This window comes from Rhodoferax sp. (genome assembly GCF_018780565.1).
Classification (GTDB): Bacteria; Pseudomonadota; Gammaproteobacteria; order Burkholderiales; family Burkholderiaceae_C; genus Rhodoferax.
Window position 1 is genome coordinate 303,911 of record NZ_JADMJN010000005.1, and the last position, 20,897, is coordinate 324,807.

A 20,897-nucleotide genomic window follows, 5' to 3' on the forward strand; every position below is an offset into this window, starting at 1 on the left:
TGCATCAACTACATCAACGAATTTCGTGTAACTATCTGGAGTCCTAGTAATGAAAGTCCTGGTCGCAGTCAAGCGCGTGGTGGACTACAACGTGAAGGTCCGTGTCAAGTCGGACAATACCGGTGTAGATATCGCCAACGTCAAAATGAGCATGAACCCATTTGACGAAATCGCCATCGAAGAAGCCGTTCGTCTCAAGGAAAAAGGCGTTGTGACCGAAGTCATCGCTGTCTCCTGCGGCGTTGCGCAGTGCCAGGAAACCCTGCGCACCGCCATGGCCATTGGCGCTGATCGCGGCATTCTGGTCGAAACCGCTGAAGAGTTGCAGCCCTTGGCTGTGGCCAAGCTGCTCAAGGCGCTGGTCGACAAGGAACAGCCTGGTTTGGTAATTCTGGGCAAGCAAGCTATTGATGATGATTGCAACCAGACCGGCCAGATGCTCGCCGCCCTGGCTGACCTGCCGCAAGCCACGTTTGCCAGCAAGGTTGAAATCGCTGACGGCAAAGCCTCGGTAACCCGTGAAGTTGACGGCGGTCTGGAAACACTCTCTGTAACCCTGCCCGCCATCGTCACCACCGACTTGCGCCTGAATGAGCCACGCTATGTGACTTTGCCCAACATCATGAAGGCCAAGAAAAAGCAACTCGACACCTTCAAGCCCGAAGACCTCGGCGTTGACGTGTCGCCCCGCATCAAGACGCTCAAAGTCAGTGAGCCGCCCAAGCGCAGCGCCGGTATCAAGGTGCCAGACGTCGCCACACTGGTGGCCAAACTCAAGAACGAAGCAAAGGTGATCTAAATGACAGCGCTTGTAATTGCTGAACATGACAACGCGTCCATCAAGGGCGCAACCCTCAACACCGTGACAGCGGCAGCGAAATGCGGTGGCGATGTGCACGTGCTGGTGGCCGGTGCCAATGCAGGTGCAGCGGCAGCGGCAGCAGCCCAGATCGCTGGCGTATCCAAAGTGTTGCACGCTGACGGCGAGGGCTTTGCCCACGGCCTGGCAGAAAACGTGGCAGCGCAGATTCTGGCCGTGGCTTCCAGCTACAGCCACATCCTGTTTCCCGCTACCGCTTCCGGCAAAAACATTGCCCCGCGCGTAGCGGCCAAGCTCGATGTCGGTCAGATCTCCGATGTGACCAAGGTGGACAGCCCCGACACCTTTGAGCGCCCCATCTATGCCGGCAATGCCATTGCCACCGTGCAGAGTCTGGATGCCACCAAGATCATCACCGTGCGCACCACCGGGTTTGACCCCGCCGCTGCGACCGGCGGATCAGCGGCGGTTGAAAGCGTTGCAGCTGTTGCGGCCAGCGCCAAGGCAAGCTTCTTGGGTAGCGAAATTGCCAAGAACGATCGCCCCGAACTCACTGCTGCCAAGATCATCGTCTCCGGTGGTCGTGCCCTGGGTTCCAGCGAGAAGTTCATGGAAGTCATGACGCCCCTGGCTGACAAGCTCGGTGCTGCCATGGGTGCATCGCGTGCCGCCGTGGACGCAGGTTATGCGCCCAACGACTGGCAAGTGGGCCAGACCGGCAAGATCGTGGCACCCCAGCTGTATGTGGCCTGCGGTATCAGCGGTGCGATCCAGCACCTGGCTGGCATGAAGGACTCCAAGGTGATCGTCGCGATCAACAAGGATCCTGAAGCGCCGATCTTCTCCGTGGCCGACTACGGTCTGGAGGCTGACCTGTTCGTGGCGGTGCCCGAACTGATTGCCGCGCTGTAAGCACTGCAGAAAAAGGGCATCGCTTGCGATGCCCTTTTTTTTCGCGCCCATTCAGGCGCCCATTTCTGAGACATTTTCTGGAGACTCGACATGAGCTACGTTGCCCCCCTCAAAGACATGCTTTTCAATATCAAGCACCTGGCTGATATCGAACAGATTGCACAGATTCCCGGCTTTGAAGATGCCGGTTTCGAAACCGCACAAGCCGTTCTGGAAGAAGCTGCCAAGTTCAATGAGGGCGTGTTGAGTCCACTCAACTGGGAAGGCGACAAGTACCCCTCCAGCTGGCATGACGGCAAGGTTACCGCCACCCCAGGCTTCAAGGAAGCGTTCCACCAGTTCGCCCAGGGCGGCTGGCAGGGGCTGCAGCACCCGGTCGATTTCGGCGGTCAGGGCTTGCCTAAAACCATTGGCGCGGCCTGTGGCGAAATGCAGAACTCCGCCAACATGAGCTTCGCTTTGTGCCCGCTGCTCAGCGACGGCGCCATTGAAGCGCTGCTGACCGCTGGCTCCGACGAGCTCAAGGCCATCTACCTCGAAAACCTGGTGAGCGGCAAATGGACCGGCACCATGAACCTGACCGAACCCCAGGCTGGCTCTGACCTGGCGATGGTGCGCAGCCGTGCCGAGCCACAGCCCGATGGCAATTACAAGGTTTTCGGCACCAAGATCTTCATCACCTGGGGTGAGCATGACATGGCCGAGAACATCGTCCATCTGGTGCTGGCCCGCGTCAGCGGCGCGCCCGAAGGCGTCAAGGGCATCAGCCTGTTCGTGGTGCCGAAATTCATGGTCAACAAGGACGGCTCGCTCGGTGCGCGCAACGACGTGCATTGCGTCAGCATCGAACACAAGATGGGCATCAAGGCCAGCCCGACCGCCGTGTTGCAGTATGGCGACCATGGCGGCGCCGTGGGTTACCTGGTGGGCCAGGAAAACCGCGGTCTGGAATACATGTTCATCATGATGAACGCCGCGCGTTTTGGCGTCGGTGTGCAGGGCATCGCGATTGCCGAGCGTGCGTACCAGAAGGCCGTGACCTTCGCCAAGGACCGCGTGCAGAGCCGCCCGGTGGATGGCTCCATCCAAGCCAGCGCACCCATCATTCACCACCCCGACGTCAAGCGCATGCTCATGACCATGCGCGCCTACATTGAAGGCTGCCGCGCCATGGCCACGGTGGCTGCGGCCGCCTACGATGCCGCGCACCATCATCCCGATGCCGATGTGCGCAAGCAAAACCAGGCTTTCTACGAGTTCATGGTGCCGCTGGTCAAGGGTTACAGCACCGAGATGAGCCTGGAAGTGACCTCGCTGGGCGTGCAGGTGCACGGCGGCATGGGCTTCATCGAGGAAACCGGTGCGGCACAGTACTACCGCGATGCCAAGATTTTGACCATTTACGAAGGCACCACCGCCATCCAGGCCAATGACCTGGTGGGTCGCAAGACCTCGCGTGATGGCGGCCAGACAGCCAAGGCGCTGGCCACGCAGATTGAAGCCACCGAAGGCCTGCTGATCCAGAGCGGCACCGCCCAGGCATTGGCCGTGGCCAAGCGCCTGATGGCCGCCCGCGAAGCCTATGTCGATGTCGTGAACTTTGTGGCGGGCAATACCAAGGCCAGCCCCAATGCCGTGTTTGCAGGCAGCGTGCCTTACCTCATGCTGGCGGGCAACCTGATGGCCGGCTGGCAGCTGGCCCGCGGCCTGCTGGTGGCGCAAGAGCAAATTGCCCAGGGTGTGGATGTGCCTTTCATGCAGGCCAAGATCATCACTGCGCGTTTTTACGCCGACCATCTGTTGACCAAGGCCTGCGGCATGCGCGACGCCATCGTCGAAGGTGCGGAAAGTGTTACCGCCCTGGCTCTCGACGCTTTCTGATTTGCTATTGAATGCATAGCTAGGATCGCATGTTCCACGAGGGCGTGCGGCCTTTTTTATTCCCATAATTGCCAGACTCTTACGGAGATTTCATGTCCAAGCTTCCCGCACCCCTGAACGCGCTGCCGTTTCCCGTGATCGGCTCACCGCTGTTCATCATCAGCACCCCCAAGCTCGTCATTGCCCAGTGCATTGCCGGCGTGGTGGGCTCCATGCCTGCGCTCAATGCCCGTCCGGCAGCGCAGCTGGAAGAGTGGCTGATTGAGATCACAGAGGCTTTGGCCGCTTACAACAAGGCCAACCCGGACAAGCCGGCCGCGCCTTTTGCTATCAACCAGATCGTGCACAAGAGCAACGACCGTCTGGAACACGACATGGCCATGTGTGTCAAGTACAAGGTGCCCATCATCATCACCAGCCTGGGTGCACGCGAAGACATCAATGCCGCCGCCCACTCTTATGGCGGCGTGGTGCTGCATGACGTGATCAACAACAAGCACGCGCACAAAGCCATCGAGAAGGGTGCCGATGGCCTGATCGCCGTGGCAGCAGGCGCTGGCGGCCATGCGGGTGTGAAGAGCCCGTTTGCCCTGATCCAGGAAATCCGCCAGTGGTTTGACGGCCCCATCGCCCTGAGCGGCGCCATCGCAACCGGCGACGCCGTGCTGGCAGCCCAGGCCATGGGCGCTGACTTTGGCTATATCGGCTCAGCCTTCATTGCCACCGAAGAAGCGCGTGCGGCAGAAGCCTACAAGCAGTCGATTGTGGACAGCAACTCCGACGACATCGTCTACAGCAACCTGTTCACCGGTGTGCATGGCAACTACCTGGCGCCCAGCATCCGTAACGCCGGCATGGACCCCGACAACCTGGAGGTCAGCGACCCCAGCAAGATGAATTTTGGCGGCGAAAAAACCAAGGCCTGGAAAGACATCTGGGGCTGCGGCCAGGGCATTGGCGCCATCGACAAGGTGCAGAGCACGGCCGAGTTTGTGGCCAGGCTCAAGCGCGAATACGCTGCCGCCCGCGCGCGCCTGCAACTGGCCTGACTGATCGGTCCTGCGTAAATAATGCCCTGGGGCCTGGCCGCCAGGGCATTTTTTATTGGCCGCGCAGTTCCTTGCGCAGAATCTTGCCGATGGCGGACTTCGGCAGGGCGTCTACCAGGGTGATGTGCCGTGGCACCTTGTAGGCCGCCAGATTGGCCCGGCAATGTGCTTCGATGTGTTCGGGTGTGACGCTGGCGTGGCGCGGCACTGCAAACAGGTGGGGTGCCTCACCCGAGCGTGCATCCGGGACACCCACACAGGCACACTCCAGCACGTCCGCCAGCAGTGCCACCACCGCCTCGATCTCGTTCGGATACACGTTGAAGCCCGAGACCAGAATCATGTCTTTCTTGCGGTCCACGATGTACAGAAAACCCGCATCGTCCATGGTGACCACGTCGCCGGTCTTGAACCAGCCATCCGGCGTGAACGCGTTGCGTGTCTCTTCGTCCCGGTTCCAGTAGCCGGCAAAGAGCTGCGGCCCTTTGAGCAGCAGTTCGCCCGGCTGTCCCCGTTCCACCGGGTGCCCGTCGTTGTCGACCACCAGCACATCGGTTGATGGCACGGGGATGCCGATCGTGCCGTTGCGCCCGGGCGGGTTGAAGGTGGCACTGGGCGATGTCTCGGTCAGTCCGTAGCCTTCGGTGATCGGTGCGCCACCTGCAGCGAGCCAGCGTGTGGCGACCGCCCCCTGTACGGAGGCCCCGGCACCTGTCACAAGCTGCGTGCGCGAAAAATCCACTTGCTGGAGATCCGGGTTTTCCACCAGCGCATTGAACAGCGTGTTGACACCGATGAACAGTTCGAACGGCTGCCGGCGCATTTCTGCAATCACACTTGCGCTATCCCGCGGATTGGGGATCAGGCGATTCTCCGAGCCCAAGGCAATCGATACCAGGGTGATGGCCAGCGGATAGATGTGGTATAGCGGCAAGGGCGTGACAACAGAGGCGCCCGGTTTCTCCAGCGCAAAGCCGGCCCATGCCTGCATCTGTGCCAGGCTCGCGCCGACGCTGTGGTGGGTCAGCACGGCGCCCTTGGACACCCCGGTGGTCCCGCCGGTGTACTGCAGAAACGCGGTGTCGCTTGCCTGTATGTCGAGTGGCGCAAGGCTGCGGCCCATATGCTTTGCAATGGCGTCAGACAGTAAAACTTCGTCAGGCAACACTGCGGCGCTTTGTTTCTCTGCCATCCGCAGTGCGACTGTCGCCTGCAGATCGCCAAGAGGGGTGGTGACAAGCTGCCTGATCCGCGTGCCGGACAGTACCTTTTGTACGGTTGACAGAAAAGGGGTTGCGACCACTATGCAGGTCGCGCCGGAATCCGCCAGCTGGTGCTCAAGTTCCCGCGCCGTGTACAGCGGATTGACGTTCACCACCACCATCCCGGCGCGCAGTGCGCCAGACAGGGCAACAAGGTAAGGCAAACAGTTGGGCAGCATCAAGGCAATTCGCTCTCCTTTTTGCAGGCCGACGCTCTGCAAGTAGACCCCAAAGGCCACCGACAGTCGGTCCAGATCGGCGTAGCGCAGTTGCTCGCCCTGGCAGCTGGCTGCAATGCGCTCCGCATGCCGCAGGCATGACTGCGCGATCATCGAGGCAATGGTTTGCTGGCTGTCCAGCGTGATTTCACGCGGCATGCCCGGGGGATACGAGCGATGCCAGATTCGGTTTTGCATGGGGTCTCCTGGTGCCGGTCATGGCCGGCACGGTGTTGTGAAAGGTGTTGAAACGGGGCGCGTGAGGGCGGCTCAGGCCAGTGCTTCGCGCACGAAGTCCAGCCGGTCTTGCCCGAAGTACATCTCGTCGCCGACGAAGGTGCTGGGTGCGCCAAATACGCCGCGTCGCACGGCTTCTTCGGTGTTGGCTTTCAAGGCGGCTTTCACTTCCGGGTCATTGACGAGTGCCGCCACCTCGGCGGGCGCAAAACCGCCGTCGGCCAGCGTTTGCATGGTCAAGGCGGGGTCGTTCAGGTTCAGGGCATCCACCCACAGTGCCTTGAATACCACTTGCAGGAAGGCATGAAGGCGCTCCGGCTGGCGCAGCTGCATGCCCATCACCGCCCGCATCAAATGCAGCGTGATGATGGGAAAGTGTGGGTTGATGGACAAGGGCACGCCGTAGCGCTTGGCAAAGCGGCCCAGATCATGCGACACGTGGCGGCCCTTCACCGGTACCGCCGCAGGCGATGCGTTTCCCGTGGCCTGGTAGATGCCGCCCAAAAGAATGGGTTTGTAGATCAGGCGCGCGCCCGCTTGTTCGCAGATTGCGGGCAACTGGGTCCATGCCAGGTAAGAGGAGGGGCTGCCAACATCGAAATAGAACTCAACAATTTTTTCCATCAGGGTCTCCGTAAGTAAACGAACGTTTAATAAACGAACGATATGCTATCGTTGAAAAACTGTCAACCAGGAAATTACCGAGGGCTCCCCATGCGCTACGCCAACACCCACAAAGACGAGACCCGCAAGAAGCTTCTGGCCAGCAGCCGGGCCATTGCAAAGAAGGGCGGGTTCAACTCGACCGGTGTCGATGCCCTGATGTCCTCCATCGGGTTGACCGGCGGGGCCTTCTACAGCCATTTCCCCTCGAAGCAAGCGCTGTTTGAGGCGCTGATCGAAGAAGAAATGCAAAACAGCAGCGACATGCTGGCTGGCGGTGAAGATTCGCCCGACAACCATGTAGCCAAGTGTCTGCGGGACTATCTCAGCACTTTTCACGCCATGCACCCTGAGGTGGGCTGCGTGTTGCCAACCCTGGGCGCAGAAATTGCGCGCGCGGGCCCCGAGGTCCGCGCCACGGTGGAGCGTGCGCTCAAGCACACCCAGAAAAGCTGGAGTGCCCGTGTGGGCGATCCGGACGCTGCCTGGGCGCTGATAGCGCAGTGCGTTGGCGCACTGGTTCTGGCGCGTGCGGTTGAAAGCGACAAAACACGCAAGGAAATCCTGGCCTCCAGTCGGCGCTTTCTGGACAACGCACAGATGAAAGACCTGAACAAGAAGGCCTGAGGGCCGCGTCACGCTGCACTGAAATCTCCGCCCGGTTGACAGGCCGTTTGATTTGTAATAACGTTCGTTAACTAAACGAACGTTTATTTAAAAAGGAGCATGTTGATGGAAATATCCGAACCTAAAGTGGCGCTGGTGATTGGCGCAGGCGATTCCACCGGAGGCGCGATTGCCCGCCGCTTTGCCAAAGAGGGCTACATCGCCTGCGTCACGCGCCGCTCGGTTGACAAACTGCAACCGCTGGTCGACAGCATTCGCGCCGATGGCGGCCAGGCCTACGGCTACGCCAGCGATGCGCGCAAGGAAGAAGATGTGGTGGCCCTGTTCGAGCAGATCGAAGCCGAGCACGGCCCGATCGAAGTGCTGGTGTTCAACATCGGCGCCAATGTGCCGTGCAGCATCCTGGACGAAACGGCGCGCAAATACTTCAAAATCTGGGAGATGGCCTGCTTCAGCGGCTTTCTCAATGCCCAGCAGGCGGCGCGGCGCATGGTCGCCCGTGGCAAGGGAACCATTTTGTTTACCGGTGCAACCGCCGCCTTGCGTGGTGCCGCCAACTTTGCCGCATTTGCCGGTGCCAAGCATGCCTTGCGCGCCCTGGCGCAGAGCATGGCGCGCGAACTCGGCCCCAAGAACATCCACGTGGCTTTTGTCGTGGTGGACGGCGCCATCGACACCGACTTCATTCGCACCTCATTCCCCGAACGCTATGCATTGAAGGACCAGGACGGCATCCTCAATCCCGAACACATTGCAGAGAACTACTGGTACCTGCACTCACAGCCACGCGATGCCTGGACCTTTGAGCTAGACCTGCGACCCTACATGGAACGCTGGTAAATTTAAATAAATGAGCTTAAAGCCCTCGTGAAATATTCGCAGTTAGCTATTTAATTTATAGCATTCGAGGCTGCCGGAAAAAATACCACAGGATGGCCGGCTTGCCACGGTGGGTACTTGGCCATCACTTGCTGGAAGGCTGCTGAATCTTCAAACCGCACCAGCCATGCCTGCAGCGCGGGCCAGGGCTGGCTGGCAAACCAGGCTGGATCGGTGTGCGCAAACTGGCGCACAAACGGTGCCATGGCTGCGTCCGCCAAGCTGGTCTGCTGGCCCATCAAGTTGTGATGTGCACTCAGTCGCCCATTCAAATCAGACAAGAAAACTGCACCCTGTGCTTGGTGCGCCGAGCCATCGGGCAGGCCGAAGCGGCTTGGGTATTTGTAGCGGTCCAGGTGGTGCTTGAACTCGCCGTCACACTGCGCCACCAATTGCAGCATGCTGTCCAGCGGCACCCCGTTGGCATGCAGCCATTGCTTAGGATCATGGCGGCGCAAGGCCCACAGCATGATGTCCAGGCTCTGTTCCAGGACCTGCCCGTCGGGGTGTACCAACACTGGTACCGTGGCTTTGGCCGAGGCCTCCCGCAATGCGGCGGGCTTGTCAGCCAGCACCACTTCACGCAGTTCACACACCTGTCCACTGCTAAGCAGCGCAAGCCGTGCCCGCATGGCATAGGGGCAGCGGCGAAATGAATAGAGAACCGGGCAGGGCGCGGGCGTCATGCCTTGGGCCGTGGCATCGGTGTGCCGATCGGGGCATCCTCACCCCGGGCTTTGGCCCGTTCCCACTGGCGCTGGCGTTCGCGGGCACTGTTTTTTTGCGTTTCCAGCGTGGTGGCATGGCATTTGGGGCAGCTCACACCGGCCTCAAACAGCGGTGAGGCCATATCGTCATCATTGAGCGGCTGGCGGCAGGCCCGGCACAAACCGTGCTGCCCGGGCACCAGTCCATGGCCTACAGACACCCGCTCGTCAAACACAAAACACTGGCCCTGCCACAGGCTCTGCGCCTCGGGCACGGTCTCCAGGTATTTCAGGATGCCGCCTTCCAGGTGGTACACCTCCTCATACCCTTGGGCACGCAGCAGCGCCGTGGATTTTTCGCAGCGAATGCCGCCGGTGCAAAACATCGCCACCCTGGGCTTCCTGCCCGTGGCCGGGTTCAGCGCCGGCGCCTCGCTGACCCATTGCGGCAGCATGGCAAAACTTTTGATCTGGGGGTCCAGCGCCCCGGCAAAGGTGCCAATGCCCACCTCGTAGTCGTTGCGCGTGTCCACCACCACCACATCGGGGTCGCTGATCAGCGCGTTCCAGTCTTGCGGCTTCACATAAGTGCCCGCCATCTGCGTGGGGCTGATGCCCGGCACGCCCATGGTGACGATCTCTTTCTTGAGACGCACCTTCATCCGGTAGAACGGCGACTTGGCCGACCACGCCTCCTTGTGCTGCAGGTCCGCTAGGCGCGGATCGCGGCGCAGGTAGGCCAGCACCGCCCGCACGCCCTCGGCCGGGCCTGCAATGGTGCTGTTGATGCCTTCGGTGGCCAGCAAAATGATGCCTTTGACATGGTTCTCCTCGCAGCAGGTGAGCAGCGGGGCCTTGAGCTCAGCGAAGTCGGGCAATTCGACGAACTTGTAAAACGCGGCGGTCAGGAATTCAGGCATGGGGGTATTTTCGCCGACAAGGCAAAGTCCCGGGCAGGACACGAATCAACCCCTTTGGAGCGCAACCTTCCATGAGCGGTTAATAATGTTCACACATACGAATCTTAAGAAGCCGCCTCATGACCCAGAAGAAAATTGCCATCATCCGTCGCCCCCCGGGCCCTGCGCTGCAACGCCTGGTCGACACCCTGTCGCCCTACGGCGAATTGCTGATCAACCCCACCGAGGCCACGCTGGACGATGGTGGATTGATCGCCCTGATGCGCGACGCGGATGCGGCCCTGATCACCAGCCTGGATACCCTTAGCGGCGCGGTTATGGAGGCATGCCCCAAGCTGCGATTGCTGGTCAATATTGGGGTGGGTGTCAATGGTATCGACCTGGAGACTGCCAAGCGCTGCGGCGTTACCGTGACCAATACCCCAGGCGCCAACAGCAATGCCGTGGCCGACCACGCCTGGGGGCTGCTGATTGGAGCGGCCCGGCGTCTGGTCGCGGCGGACCAGTTTGTGCGCAGCGGAGCCTGGACGCCCGCGAACCGAATGGGCTTCGGAAGCGGCCTGGACGTGAGCGGAAAAACCCTGGGCCTGCTGGGGTTTGGCCAGATTGGTCAGGCCGTGGCCCGGCGAGCGTTGGGCTTCGATATGCCGGTGCTGTACCAAACCCGTAGCCGCGTCAGTGGGGAAGTTGAATCTGCATTGAAGGCCACGCATGTGCCTCTTGATGCCTTGCTGACCCAGTCGGACTACCTGGTTCTGACCGTTCCCTACACCACCGAAACACACCACATCATTGCCGCGCCGCAACTTGCGCTAATGAAAAAATCAGCGGTCATTGTCAATGTCGCCCGTGGCGGGGTCATCGATGAATCGGCACTGGTTGTGGCGCTCACGGATCGCACGATTGCTGCTGCGGCCCTGGATTGCATGGAAAACGAGCCGCAGGTCCATCCAGAGTTGTTGGCCGCGCCCCATGTGATGTTTTCACCGCATAGCGCGGGTGCCACATCCGGCACCCATCAGGCGATGATCGCGCTGGCTGTCAAAAACCTGGTAATGGGTTTGAGCGGACAGGCGCCACCGAATCGCGTCTGAGACAATGAACGCTAAGCGCCCGGTGGCAGCTTGGCGGCCATCATCTTCTTGCGGTCAAGCTTGCGCCCGTCGACGATGAAAGTTCCGTCGCCAACGGCGTGAACCGTGCGCTTCTCCTTGCGCGCGACATCGATGTAGGCGGCAACCGCCTCCAGCACCACAATGTTGTGCTTCTTGACGATATCGATGACCTTGCACTCGATGTTGGCGAGGCACTCCTTGATCAAGGGCGGCCTGACGAGCTTGGCCTGCACCGGTGTGAGCTTGAACTGGGCAAACTTGTCGGTGTCTGCCCCCGAGCATGTCCCTATGCCAACCACCTTGTCCAGCAGGTCAACGGTGGGAATTGCAATCACGCACTCCCGATTTTTTCGCAACGCCGCGAAGGAATGATTCCATTCACCCGTGGTGATGGCAAATACCGGCGTGAAATCCATCACCATGGTCCAGGAGATGGTCATGATGTTGTCTTTCTTCCCATCATGGGTCGTCACGAGGACCACAGGCCCTGATTCCATCAGCGTAAAAGCCTTGCTTAGTTTCAACTGACGCATGAGAGTACCTCCGATAGTCTTGCTCGCTTGCGCCTCACCTTGCTAGCCCGGAATCTCGGGTTCGACGAGTGTGGCAAGCTGTGCTAGAGACTCCTGCCAACCCAAGTAGCACATCTCGACGGGAATGACTTCGGGCAGCCCTTCTTGCACGATGTTGATCTCCGTTCCGCAGGACACTTTTGTCAAAGCCACCGTCACCTGAATGACTCCGGGCAAGTTCGGATCGTCGAATTTGTCCGTGTAGCGAATGCGCTCGTGAGGAACCAGCTCGAGATACTCGCCGCCGAACGAGTGACCGTTTCCTGTGTTGAAATTTGTGAATGACATCCTGAACGTGCCACCGACCCTGGCATCCATGTGGTGAACCTTGCACGTGAAACCGTAGGGTGGTATCCACTTTGCCATTGCGTCGGCATCCAGAAACGCCCGATAGACACGCTCTGGGGTTGCTCGGAGCACGCGATGCAGTCGAACCGTACCTGTGGCCATGGTGGATTCCCCTTTCAATGCGGTTTGGAATGGAAAATGGATGTTACGCCTTTGCAGGCGCATCCCCAACAGCCAAAATATCAGTCAGTCTCTTGCGCTTGTGGGGGAGTCCATATATGAGGGGTTGGGCGTCATGCTTGCACGAGATCAGGAAGCTTTGCTACGACCGGCGTTGGCTGATCTTTGACTCGCTGAGGCCGACGCTGCAACTGCGATGAGCTCGATTTGTAGCCCGGGTGCCAGGCCTGACTGAAAACATGCTCGCTGAGGCCATTGCTCCGGATTCGGCCCAATCCATTCTTGCCATTGATCGTCAAAGGCGGGTCGGTTTGCGATATCCGTGAGGATGACTTGCAGGGACAGTAGATGAGTGCGTGCAGAGCCTGCTTCCTTGAGGTGCGCCTCAAGCATTTGAAGACTTTGGCTGACCTGTACTTCGAAGCTGGCCTGGCTGTCGGTTGCGTTGGCGACGGTCCACACGAGATTGCTATACGCGACAGTGCGACTACGGCCCTTGCCATTGATTGGCCAGCGATCGACGTGCATGCATTGCTCCTGCTACGGATGGTCGCCTACTGACGCCCAACGTTGGAGGTAAGGGGCCGTCTGGAGGCGGCACGCCGGAAGACGGTCCCGCTTGACCGAAGTGTTAGAGCTATACATAACCTTCAACCTGCTTTTTGTAGCCAACGATGAGAGATACAGAGTTGAAGAGTCTGACAGCAAAAGCCTCAACCAAGCCGAACACCGGAAAATGCTTCGCTCCGGTAACAATGTATTCGAGTTGCTTAGTTGAGTAGAGGCCATTAAGAATTTCAACAGCTCCCTCTTCTTCCCCTTTGAACTGGACATGCTCCAAAAGCCTTAACTCTTTCGCCTTTCGAAGAGCCGCGTGTAAATCATGATTTAGGTTTCGTACCTGCTTCAAACCAACATCGCAGCTTAACAAGTAGGCTTTCAACGACAGCTCAATTGAATGACCAATTAAATAAAGCGCTGGAATAGGGGCAACGATTTCATATCCCAATCGATTCCCGATCTTTTTGTCGACGGCCAACGCTGCCTCAAGAAACTCATGTGCGTAGCGGGCCATTCCAAGTGGTGTGGTTCTTTCCGGATCGTTATGCATGAGGGAAAGCTCTAACGTGATGTCCAGAGCGCAACGCGCTCGATATACTGGACCCTGCTCGATATACTGGCCATGAAATCTCCCTGAAAGTGGCTTGTAGCCTTGTTTTTATCTGGATATACTGTACAAAAATACAGTTATAAAATTTCCATGAAACCCGGCAACCCTCCGCTGCAATCCGTTCGCTTGTTGGATCAGTTGCGCGAGCGCATTCGGTACATGCACTATAGCCTCAGTACCGAGAAGGTTTACCTGTACTGGGTGCGTCTCTTTATCCGTTGGTCAGGGCGCAATGGTCAGATGCTGGCAACCGAGCGTATTCGCACCGCGCCGGAGGTGAGGGATGCTTTGAGTGCCGTGGCATGAAAGAAGTTGGCATCCCCATCCATGCCATCAAGGGCCGGGGCGCTGCCACACGCCTGGCGCATCGATTTGAATCGGTCGAGCGTGATGCATTTGACGATGGCTGGGGCACGCTGCAAGAGTCCGCGCCCGATGGGCCGCAGCCCCTGGCCACTGAGGTGATGCTGGAAGAAGCCAAAAGCGCCATCACGCGCAACGATTCGCCCGACATTCACTTCGATTACGGGCTCAATCCGTACCGGGGTTGCGAGCACGGTTGTGTGTACTGCTACGCGCGGCCTACGCACAGTTACCTGAACCTGTCGCCCGGGCTGGACTTTGAAACCAAAATCATCGCCAAGCGCAATCTGGCTGCTGTGCTGGCGCGTGAGTTGAGTGCGCGCAGCTATGTGCCGCAGCAAATCGTCATTGGTTCGGCCACCGATGCCTACCAACCGCTGGAGCGCGAGCTGCGCATCACCCGCAGTGTGCTGGAGCTTCTGCACACGTGTCATCACCCCTTGGCGCTGGTGACCAAGGGCAGCGGCGTCGAGCGTGACCTGGACCTGCTCGGCCCCATGGCGGCGCGCAAGCTGGCAGCGGTGTACGTGACGATCACCACGCTGGATGGCGAGTTGGCCCGCAAGCTGGAGCCGCGCGCAGCTGCACCGCACCGGCGTCTGCGCACCATCCGCACGCTGGCCGCGGCCGGGGTGCCGGTGGGCGTGAGTGTGGCGCCACAAATTCCTTTTATCAATGACGACATGGAGCAGGTGCTGGCAGCAGCCTATGACGCTGGTGCACGCAGTGCTTTCTACACGGTGCTGCGCCTGCCCTGGGAGCTGAACCCACTGTTTCAGGAGTGGCTGGGTTTGCATTACCCGCAGCGTGCCGCCCGCGTGATGGCGCGCATCCAGGAGATGCACAACATGGACCGCGACGCACGGCATCAAGGCAAGGTTTACGACAGCAACTTTGCCTCCCGCATGAAGGGGCGGGGGCTGTGGGCCGATTTGATTCATCAGCGCTTTGAAAAAACCTGTGCCCGCCTGGGCTTGAACCGGGAGCGGGTGGCGCTGGATGTCACACAGTTTCGCCCTTCATTGCTGCACGGGCAGGGCAGCCTGTTTTAAGCGGGGCAGTCCAGGGGCCTCAGGTGGGCCAGGTGGACCCGTGTTCGGGAACCATGGCGCGCCAGCCCAGTTCATGCTTGATGCGCTTGCGCAGTTCGTCCGATGCGCCGAGCTCGCCATGCACCACATAGACCTGATCGGGCGCCTGGGGCATGGAGCGCAACCATGTCAGGATCTGGCTGGCGTCCGCATGGGCCGAGGCCGATTGCAGTTGCACAACCTCGGCATTGACCTCCACATCGCGTCCATGAATGCGCACGGTTTTGGCACCACTGGCCAGCGTGGCGCCGCGCGTGCCGGGGGCCTGGTAGCCGGTCAGGATGATCATGTTGCGGTGGTTGCCAGCGTAGAGAGCCAGGTGGTGCAACACGCGCCCACCGGTGGCCATGCCGCTGGCCGACAGAATCACCATGGGGCCGTGCCGGCTGGCCAGGGCGCGCGATTCATCGGTGCTGTTGACCATGGTGGCCGAGTGTGTCAGAGCATGGGCATCCTTGGTGCTGAGCCGGTGTTCCCCGAGGTGATGTTCAAACAAATGCGTGGTGTGCACCGCCATCGGGCTGTCCAGAAAAATCGGCAGCGATTTGGGTATGTCACCACTCGCCTTGAGCAGGTGGATGGCATGCAGCAGGGCCTGCGCCCGCCCTACGGCAAACACGGGCACCACGGCCACGCCTCCGCGCTTGGCCAGCTTGCGCAAGGCCGGGCCCAGTTCAGCCAGGACGTCTTCCTTGGGGTGTTCGCGGTCGCCATAGGTGGATTCGATCAAGACCGTGTCTGCCAAGGGTGGCCGGTCCGGTGGGTTCATGATCAGGTCATCGGGCCGCCCCAAATCGCCCGAGAACAGAATGCGCCGGCCGGACACCTCCAGCAGCAAGCTGGCCGCACCCAGTATGTGGCCGGCCGGGAAAAAGGTGGCGCGCCAGCCGGGCAGGGGGGCAAAGGGCTTGCTGAAGTCCATGGTCTTGATCAGGGGCAGGCAGTCCAGTGCGTCTTGCCGGGTATACAGCGGCATGGCCGGTGCATGGTTGGTCAGGCCGTGGCGGTTCAAAAAGGCGGCGTCTTCTTCCTGGATGTGACCGCTGTCAGGCAGCAGGATGCGGCACAGGTCGCGTGTGCCGGGGGTGGCGTACACGTGGCCTGCGAAACCTTCCTTGGCCAGCAGGGGCAAGTAGCCGCTGTGGTCCAGGTGGGCGTGGGTCAGCAGCACGGCATCAATCTGGTCCGGCGCCATGGGCAGGGGGGTCCAGTTGCGCAGGCGAAGCTGCTTGTAGCCCTGGAACAGGCCGCAGTCCACCAGCACGCTCTCCGTGCCATGGCGTACCAGGTACTTGGAACCGGTAACGGTGCCGGTGCCCCCCAGAAATGTAATATTGACGCTCATATGAGGGACTCCCCTTGGTTTGTTGCCATGGCCAGACTATGCCCAAAAAAATGCCGCGAACTGATTCGTATCATTCGCGGCATTCCTGGGGCATCAGTTTTCCTGATGATCGCTGATGTTCATCAACTGAAAAAGCTCTTCAGTCGGTTGGTCCAGCTGTCGCCACTGGGTGAATGTTTGCTGCCACCCTTTTTGAGGGATTCGTCAAGTTCACGCAAGAGCTTGCGCTGATGCTCGGTGAGCTTCACAGGTGTTTCCACCAGTATGTGGCAGTACAGGTCACCGGGATAGCTGGAGCGAACACCCTTGATGCCCTTGCCACGCAGCCGGAATTGCTTGCCGGTTTGCGTGCCTTCTGGGATGTCAATGGCGGCTTTGCCTGCCAGCGTGGGCACATCGATTTCGCCACCGAGGGAGGCGGTGACGATGCTGATGGGCACCGAGCAGTGGATGTCGTCGCCATCGCGCTCAAAAATGTCGTGCTTCTTGAGGCGGATTTCAATGTACAGGTCCCCCGCCGGGCCGCCATTGGTGCCGGGTTCGCCGTTGCCCGCGCTGCGGATGCGCATGCCGCCATCGATACCGGCCGGAATTTTGACTTCCAGCGTTTTCTGCTTCTTGATCTTGCCCTGTCCGTGGCAGGCCGTGCAAGGTTCGGGAATCACCTTGCCCGTGCCCCGGCAGGTGGGGCAGGTTTGCTGCACGCTGAAGAAGCCCTGACGCATCTGGACCGAGCCCGAGCCGCTGCAGGTGCCGCAGGTCTTGGCTTGTGTGCCCGGCTTTGCGCCGCTGCCGTGGCAGGTGTCGCAGGAGTCCCAGCTCGGGATACGGATCTGTGCATCCTTGCCCTTGGCTGCTTCTTCCAGCGTCACTTCCATGGCGTAGCTCAGGTCGCTGCCGCGAAATACCTGGCGTCCGCCACCTGCGGGGCGTCCGCGTTGCTGCCCAAACATGTCGCCAAAAATATCGCCGAAAGCTTCGGCAAATCCGCCGTATCCCTCACCGCCTGCTCCGCCCGGACCCCGCATATTCGGGTCGACACCGGCGAAGCCGTGCTGGTCGTAGGCCGCGCGTTTTTGCGGGTCCGACAGCATTTCGTAGGCTTCCTTGGATTCCTTGAACTTTTCCTCGGCCACCTTGGAGGAGTCACCCTGATTGCGGTCAGGGTGATGCTTCATCGCATGTTTGCGATATGCCTTTTTGATTTCTTCGTCCGAGGCGTTCTTGGGAACACCCAAAACATCGTAGTAATCTCTTTTTGCCATGGTCTTTCAGTGCCCGGTTTCAACACAAACGCCGCGTTGAACATTCAAGCTGTTCAACGCGGCGCCTATTTGCAGTGTTCAGCGCAAGCGCTTATCCCTTCTTGACTTCTTTCACTTCCGCATCGACCACGTTGTCGTCAGCGGCTTGCGCCGAAGAACCCTGTGGGCCAGCGCCACCCGCATCGCCGCCGGCTTGTGCGGCTGCAGCGGCTTCCTTGGCTTGCTGGTCGGCATACATCTTCTCGCCCAGCTTCTGGCTGACGGTCATCAGTGCAGTGCTCTTCTCGTCAATGTGCGCCTTGTCGTCACCCTTGATGGCTTCTTCAAGGTGCTTGATCGCTTCTTCGATCTTTTCCTTTTCAGAGGCTTCGAGCTTGTCGCCGTATTCGGTCAGGCTTTTCTTCACGCTGTGCATCGCGGTATCGGCCTGGTTCTTGGCTTGCACGAGTTCAAGCTTCTTCTTGTCTTCGGCGGCATTGAGTTCGGCATCCTTCACCATTTGCTGGATTTCAGCTTCGCTCAGGCCGGAGTTGGCCTTGATGGTGATCTTGCTCTCTTTGCCGGTGCCCTTGTCTTTGGCGCCGACGTGCAGAATGCCGTTGGCGTCGATATCGAAAGACACTTCGATCTGCGGTGTGCCGCGTGCTGCAGGTGGAATGCCTTCGAGGTTGAACTCGCCCAGCATCTTGTTGCCCGATGCAATCTCACGCTCGCCCTGGAACACCTTGATGGTCACGGCCGGCTGGTTGTCTTCTGCCGTGGAGAAGGTCTGCGCAAACTTGGTCGGGATGGTGGTGTTCTTGGTGATCATCTTGGTCATCACGCCACCCATGGTTTCAATACCCAGGCTCAAAGGTGTCACGTCAAGCAGGAGCACATCCTTGCGGTCACCGGAGAGCACCTGACCTTGAATGGCAGCGCCAACCGCCACGGCTTCGTCGGGGTTCACGTCCTTGCGCGGCTCTTTGCCGAACAGTTCCTTGACCTTTTCCTGCACCTTGGGCATGCGGGTCATACCGCCAACCAGGATCACGTCATGGATGTCAGAGGCACTGACACCGGCATCTTTCAAAGCCGTGCGGATTGGAGCAATGGTGCGCTCGATCAACTCTTCCACCAGGGATTCCAGCTTGGCGCGGGTCAACTTGATGTTCAAGTGTTTGGGGCCCGATGCATCAGCGGTGACGTACGGCAGGTTGATGTCGGTCTGCGCGCTGCTGGAGAGTTCGATCTTGGCCTTCTCAGCGGCTTCTTTCAAACGCTGCAGGGCCAGCACGTCCTTGCCCAAGTCAACGCCTTGCTCTTTCTTGAACTCGGAGATGATGAAGTCGATGATGCGCTGGTCGAAGTCTTCGCCGCCCAGGAAGGTATCGCCATTGGTGGACAACACTTCGAATTGTTTCTCGCCGTCAACGTCGGCGATTTCGATGATGGACACGTCGAAGGTGCCGCCGCCAAGGTCATACACGGCAATTTTGCGATCGCCTTTTTCGTTCTTGTCCAGGCCGAAGGCCAGGGCTGCTGCGGTGGGTTCGTTGATGATGCGCTTGACGTCCAGACCCGCGATGCGGCCTGCATCCTTGGTAGCCTGGCGCTGTGCGTCATTGAAGTAAGCGGGTACCGTGATGACGGCTTCCGTCACTTCTTCGCCGAGGTAGTCTTCGGCGGTTTTCTTCATCTTGCGCAGCACGTCGGCGCTGACCTGTTGGGGCGCCATGCGGTTGCCACGCACTTCAACCCATGCGTCGCCGTTGTCGGCAGCGGCAATCTTGTAGGGCATCAGGTCGATGTCTTTTTGTACTTCTTTTTCGGTGAACTTGCGGCCGATCAGGCGCTTCACCGCGTACAGGGTATTCTTGGGGTTGGTCACGGCCTGGCGTTTGGCCGAGGCGCCAACCAATACTTCACCGTCTTCCTGGTAAGCAATGATCGAGGGTGTGGTGCGCGCACCTTCAGAGTTCTCGATGACTTTGGGCGTGTTGCCCTCCATGATGGCCACGCAGCTGTTGGTGGTGCCCAAATCGATGCCGATGATTCTTCCCATGATTAACTCCAGTTTTTAGATGTTTTGAACTTGTGGATAACTCGAAATATTTCAAGTCGCAATAGTGATTATTTGGGCGCCGAGACGGTCACAAGCGCGGGACGCAAGGTGCGGTCTGCAATGGAATAGCCTTTTTGCAGTACGGTGACCACGGTATTGGCCTCATGCTCGGAAGGCACCACGCTGATGGCCTGATGCAGATGGGGGTCAAATTTGGCACCGGCGGCCGGGTTGATGGCAATCACCTTATTGCGCTCCAGGGCTGCGAGCAACTGGCGCAATGTGGCTTGGGCACCTTCGCGAATCTGCTCGATGGTGGCGTCCTTGATGAGCAGGCCAGCCTCCAGGCTGTCAGTGACCGGCAACAGGCTTTCAGCAAAACTCTCCACCGCGAATTTACGGGCCTTCGAGATTTCTTCTTCAGCACGGCGGCGGGCGTTGTCGGCCTCGGCCTTGGCCCGAAGGTACTGATCAGCCAGATCGGCGCTCTTGGCCTGCAGTTCAGCCAGATCGGCCTGGGCCTTTGAGAGTGCATCGGACTCGTGAGAGGACTGGGCGGCAACCATTTCCTCGGTGCTTTGGTAGCCAGACTGGGCTGGATGGGGTTGAGTTGGATTGGTGTCAGACATGCTATGGAGCCAAATTTCAAATACTACGCCCCGCAAATGGGGGCGTATGAAGGCAATTCAAGAGCCGGATTCGGTTCCGGCAATGGCAAAAATCAGCCCGAGAGACCGAGCAGTTCCACGTCAAACTTCAGGGTGGCATTGGGCGGGATGACGCCACCGGCACCACGCGAGCCATAGCCCAGGTCAGACGGGATGATGAGGGTGCGGGCACCGCCCACCTTCATGCCGGCCACGCCTTCGTCCCATCCGCGAATCACCATGCCGGCGCCCAGTGAGAAGACGAACGGATCGTTGCGGTCTTTGCTGGAGTCGAACTTGGCGCCTTGCACGCCGTCGTTGTAGAGCCAGCCGGTGTAGTGGACTGTCACGCTCTGGCCTTTGGTCGCTGTTGCGCCTTCTCCGACGGTAGTGTCTTCATATTGCAGGCCGGATGGGGTGGTCGTCATGAGGTATTCCTTGTTTGCTATCAAATATGTAGCTGGGCGTGCACGTTTTGCGTGGACGACACCCAGAAAACCCGAAATTATGCCAGCAGAGCCTGACGCCAGCGGCATTGCCAGTACCCGGAGTCATCAAATAGGGGACAAAAAAAAGACAGGCTGAACCTGTCTTCTGGAGGCAACGCCCACTGCGGGTGCGATGGGTGAGCGCTTTCCCGG

21 protein-coding genes and 1 pseudogene are annotated in these 20,897 nt (G+C 59.5%); 9 read left to right on the forward strand and 13 right to left on the reverse strand.

All coding sequences use genetic code 11. The annotated features are described in order from the left end of the window. The first annotated feature begins 49 nt into the window (after nucleotides 1–49). The 4 genes from IV109_RS08890 to IV109_RS08905 all read left to right on the forward strand — a co-directional run bounded on the left by IV109_RS08890 (nucleotide 50) and on the right by IV109_RS08905 (nucleotide 4,662). Entirely contained in the window at nucleotides 50–799 is a 750-nt protein-coding gene (locus tag IV109_RS08890; protein WP_296695004.1) for an electron transfer flavoprotein subunit beta/FixA family protein, read from the forward strand. Next, the gene (locus IV109_RS08895) at nucleotides 800–1,732 is read left to right on the forward strand and encodes an electron transfer flavoprotein subunit alpha/FixB family protein (protein ID WP_296695006.1); all 933 of its coding nucleotides are present in this window, start codon (nucleotides 800–802) and stop codon (nucleotides 1,730–1,732) included. Nucleotides 1,733–1,822: 90 nt separating this feature from the next. After that, the gene (locus tag IV109_RS08900; protein ID WP_296695007.1) at nucleotides 1,823–3,613 is read left to right on the forward strand and encodes an acyl-CoA dehydrogenase; all 1,791 of its coding nucleotides are present in this window, start codon (nucleotides 1,823–1,825) and stop codon (nucleotides 3,611–3,613) included. 92 nt (nucleotides 3,614–3,705) lie between these two features. Next, the gene (locus IV109_RS08905; protein ID WP_296695009.1) at nucleotides 3,706–4,662 is read left to right on the forward strand and encodes a nitronate monooxygenase family protein; all 957 of its coding nucleotides are present in this window, start codon (nucleotides 3,706–3,708) and stop codon (nucleotides 4,660–4,662) included. A gap of 52 nt (nucleotides 4,663–4,714) precedes the next feature. Here IV109_RS08905 and IV109_RS08910 read toward each other — a convergent pair whose 3' ends face one another. Then, the gene (locus tag IV109_RS08910) at nucleotides 4,715–6,340 is read right to left on the reverse strand and encodes an AMP-binding protein (RefSeq protein WP_296695010.1); all 1,626 of its coding nucleotides are present in this window, start codon (nucleotides 6,338–6,340) and stop codon (nucleotides 4,715–4,717) included. 72 nt (nucleotides 6,341–6,412) lie between these two features. Then, on the reverse strand, nucleotides 6,413–7,003 hold the full coding sequence (locus tag IV109_RS08915) for a 2-hydroxychromene-2-carboxylate isomerase (protein ID WP_296695011.1): 591 nt from the start codon (nucleotides 7,001–7,003) through the stop codon (nucleotides 6,413–6,415). A 90-nt stretch (nucleotides 7,004–7,093) separates the two neighbouring features. On the opposite strand from IV109_RS08915, the gene IV109_RS08920 reads away from it, so the two are divergent. Next, nucleotides 7,094–7,669 (forward strand): TetR/AcrR family transcriptional regulator, encoded by a 576-nt coding sequence (locus IV109_RS08920; protein ID WP_296695012.1) that lies wholly within the window; start codon nucleotides 7,094–7,096, stop codon nucleotides 7,667–7,669. Nucleotides 7,670–7,774: 105 nt separating this feature from the next. Continuing rightward, nucleotides 7,775–8,509 (forward strand): SDR family oxidoreductase, encoded by a 735-nt coding sequence (locus IV109_RS08925; protein ID WP_296695013.1) that lies wholly within the window; start codon nucleotides 7,775–7,777, stop codon nucleotides 8,507–8,509. 50 nt (nucleotides 8,510–8,559) lie between these two features. On the opposite strand, the gene IV109_RS08930 is transcribed toward IV109_RS08925, so the two are convergent. Beyond that, entirely contained in the window at nucleotides 8,560–9,234 is a 675-nt protein-coding gene (locus IV109_RS08930) for a glutathione S-transferase (protein WP_296695014.1), read from the reverse strand. After that, on the reverse strand, nucleotides 9,231–10,175 hold the full coding sequence (locus IV109_RS08935; RefSeq protein WP_296695015.1) for a rhodanese-related sulfurtransferase: 945 nt from the start codon (nucleotides 10,173–10,175) through the stop codon (nucleotides 9,231–9,233). Before IV109_RS08935 ends, IV109_RS08930 begins: the two co-directional genes overlap by 4 nt. 119 nt (nucleotides 10,176–10,294) lie before the next feature. Between IV109_RS08935 and IV109_RS08940 the strand changes: the two genes are divergently transcribed. Then, nucleotides 10,295–11,269, forward strand: coding sequence for a D-glycerate dehydrogenase (locus IV109_RS08940; protein ID WP_296695017.1), 975 nt, complete (start codon nucleotides 10,295–10,297; stop codon nucleotides 11,267–11,269). An 11-nt stretch (nucleotides 11,270–11,280) separates the two neighbouring features. Here IV109_RS08940 and IV109_RS08945 read toward each other — a convergent pair whose 3' ends face one another. From IV109_RS08945 to IV109_RS08960, 4 genes are all read right to left on the reverse strand, one after another. After that, nucleotides 11,281–11,823, reverse strand: a complete 543-nt coding sequence (locus IV109_RS08945; protein ID WP_296695019.1) for a flavin reductase family protein — start codon at nucleotides 11,821–11,823, stop codon at nucleotides 11,281–11,283. Between the two features lie 42 nt (nucleotides 11,824–11,865). Beyond that, nucleotides 11,866–12,312 carry an SRPBCC family protein gene (locus IV109_RS08950; RefSeq protein ID WP_296695021.1) on the reverse strand — a complete coding sequence of 149 codons (447 nt, stop codon included), beginning with the start codon at nucleotides 12,310–12,312 and terminating at the stop codon, nucleotides 11,866–11,868. Nucleotides 12,313–12,459: 147 nt separating this feature from the next. Continuing rightward, nucleotides 12,460–12,858, reverse strand: a complete 399-nt coding sequence (locus IV109_RS08955; RefSeq protein WP_296695023.1) for a Rid family hydrolase — start codon at nucleotides 12,856–12,858, stop codon at nucleotides 12,460–12,462. A gap of 109 nt (nucleotides 12,859–12,967) precedes the next feature. Further along, a complete protein-coding gene (locus tag IV109_RS08960) occupies nucleotides 12,968–13,441 on the reverse strand; it encodes a hypothetical protein (RefSeq protein ID WP_296695024.1) in 474 nt (157 codons plus the stop codon). 150 nt (nucleotides 13,442–13,591) lie between these two features. On the opposite strand from IV109_RS08960, the pseudogene IV109_RS08965 reads away from it, so the two are divergent. Both IV109_RS08965 and IV109_RS08970 read left to right on the forward strand, forming a co-directional pair. Beyond that, nucleotides 13,592–13,801, forward strand: a pseudogene (locus tag IV109_RS08965) (phage integrase N-terminal SAM-like domain-containing protein); the annotation flags it as partial. A 2-nt stretch (nucleotides 13,802–13,803) separates the two neighbouring features. Then, the gene (locus tag IV109_RS08970; protein ID WP_296695026.1) at nucleotides 13,804–14,916 is read left to right on the forward strand and encodes a PA0069 family radical SAM protein; all 1,113 of its coding nucleotides are present in this window, start codon (nucleotides 13,804–13,806) and stop codon (nucleotides 14,914–14,916) included. Between the two features lie 19 nt (nucleotides 14,917–14,935). Here the strand turns inward: IV109_RS08970 and IV109_RS08975 are convergent, their stop codons facing one another. The 5 genes from IV109_RS08975 to IV109_RS08995 form a co-directional block, all read right to left on the reverse strand. Continuing rightward, a complete protein-coding gene (locus IV109_RS08975) occupies nucleotides 14,936–16,300 on the reverse strand; it encodes an MBL fold metallo-hydrolase (RefSeq protein ID WP_296695027.1) in 1,365 nt (454 codons plus the stop codon). A 122-nt stretch (nucleotides 16,301–16,422) separates the two neighbouring features. Beyond that, nucleotides 16,423–17,565, reverse strand: a complete 1,143-nt coding sequence (gene dnaJ / locus IV109_RS08980; protein ID WP_296695029.1) for a molecular chaperone DnaJ — start codon at nucleotides 17,563–17,565, stop codon at nucleotides 16,423–16,425. A 91-nt stretch (nucleotides 17,566–17,656) separates the two neighbouring features. Beyond that, nucleotides 17,657–19,609: a molecular chaperone DnaK gene (gene dnaK / locus IV109_RS08985; protein WP_296695031.1), complete on the reverse strand. Its 1,953-nt coding sequence runs from the start codon at nucleotides 19,607–19,609 to the stop codon at nucleotides 17,657–17,659. A 68-nt stretch (nucleotides 19,610–19,677) separates the two neighbouring features. Continuing rightward, a complete protein-coding gene (gene grpE / locus IV109_RS08990) occupies nucleotides 19,678–20,238 on the reverse strand; it encodes a nucleotide exchange factor GrpE (protein ID WP_296695033.1) in 561 nt (186 codons plus the stop codon). Nucleotides 20,239–20,330: 92 nt separating this feature from the next. Beyond that, entirely contained in the window at nucleotides 20,331–20,684 is a 354-nt protein-coding gene (locus tag IV109_RS08995) for an FKBP-type peptidyl-prolyl cis-trans isomerase (protein ID WP_296695035.1), read from the reverse strand. Nucleotides 20,685–20,897: the final 213 nt, after the last annotated feature.

What these genes read in the sequence shown, in the direction of transcription:
- IV109_RS08890 (WP_296695004.1), top strand. Translation starts at nt 50, where the DNA reads ATGAAAGTCCTGGTCGCAGTCAAGCGCGTGGTGGACTACAACGTGAAG.
- IV109_RS08895 (WP_296695006.1), top strand. Translation starts at nt 800, where the DNA reads ATGACAGCGCTTGTAATTGCTGAACATGACAACGCGTCCATCAAGGGC.
- IV109_RS08900 (WP_296695007.1), top strand. Translation starts at nt 1,823, where the DNA reads ATGAGCTACGTTGCCCCCCTCAAAGACATGCTTTTCAATATCAAGCAC.
- IV109_RS08905 (WP_296695009.1), top strand. Translation starts at nt 3,706, where the DNA reads ATGTCCAAGCTTCCCGCACCCCTGAACGCGCTGCCGTTTCCCGTGATC.
- IV109_RS08910 (WP_296695010.1), bottom strand. Translation starts at nt 6,340, where the DNA reads ATGCAAAACCGAATCTGGCATCGCTCGTATCCCCCGGGCATGCCGCGT.
- IV109_RS08915 (WP_296695011.1), bottom strand. Translation starts at nt 7,003, where the DNA reads ATGGAAAAAATTGTTGAGTTCTATTTCGATGTTGGCAGCCCCTCCTCT.
- IV109_RS08920 (WP_296695012.1), top strand. Translation starts at nt 7,094, where the DNA reads ATGCGCTACGCCAACACCCACAAAGACGAGACCCGCAAGAAGCTTCTG.
- IV109_RS08925 (WP_296695013.1), top strand. Translation starts at nt 7,775, where the DNA reads ATGGAAATATCCGAACCTAAAGTGGCGCTGGTGATTGGCGCAGGCGAT.
- IV109_RS08930 (WP_296695014.1), bottom strand. Translation starts at nt 9,234, where the DNA reads ATGACGCCCGCGCCCTGCCCGGTTCTCTATTCATTTCGCCGCTGCCCC.
- IV109_RS08935 (WP_296695015.1), bottom strand. Translation starts at nt 10,175, where the DNA reads ATGCCTGAATTCCTGACCGCCGCGTTTTACAAGTTCGTCGAATTGCCC.
- IV109_RS08940 (WP_296695017.1), top strand. Translation starts at nt 10,295, where the DNA reads ATGACCCAGAAGAAAATTGCCATCATCCGTCGCCCCCCGGGCCCTGCG.
- IV109_RS08945 (WP_296695019.1), bottom strand. Translation starts at nt 11,823, where the DNA reads ATGCGTCAGTTGAAACTAAGCAAGGCTTTTACGCTGATGGAATCAGGG.
- IV109_RS08950 (WP_296695021.1), bottom strand. Translation starts at nt 12,312, where the DNA reads ATGGCCACAGGTACGGTTCGACTGCATCGCGTGCTCCGAGCAACCCCA.
- IV109_RS08955 (WP_296695023.1), bottom strand. Translation starts at nt 12,858, where the DNA reads ATGCACGTCGATCGCTGGCCAATCAATGGCAAGGGCCGTAGTCGCACT.
- IV109_RS08960 (WP_296695024.1), bottom strand. Translation starts at nt 13,441, where the DNA reads ATGCATAACGATCCGGAAAGAACCACACCACTTGGAATGGCCCGCTAC.
- IV109_RS08970 (WP_296695026.1), top strand. Translation starts at nt 13,804, where the DNA reads ATGAAAGAAGTTGGCATCCCCATCCATGCCATCAAGGGCCGGGGCGCT.
- IV109_RS08975 (WP_296695027.1), bottom strand. Translation starts at nt 16,300, where the DNA reads ATGAGCGTCAATATTACATTTCTGGGGGGCACCGGCACCGTTACCGGT.
- dnaJ (WP_296695029.1), bottom strand. Translation starts at nt 17,565, where the DNA reads ATGGCAAAAAGAGATTACTACGATGTTTTGGGTGTTCCCAAGAACGCC.
- dnaK (WP_296695031.1), bottom strand. Translation starts at nt 19,609, where the DNA reads ATGGGAAGAATCATCGGCATCGATTTGGGCACCACCAACAGCTGCGTG.
- grpE (WP_296695033.1), bottom strand. Translation starts at nt 20,238, where the DNA reads ATGTCTGACACCAATCCAACTCAACCCCATCCAGCCCAGTCTGGCTAC.
- IV109_RS08995 (WP_296695035.1), bottom strand. Translation starts at nt 20,684, where the DNA reads ATGACGACCACCCCATCCGGCCTGCAATATGAAGACACTACCGTCGGA.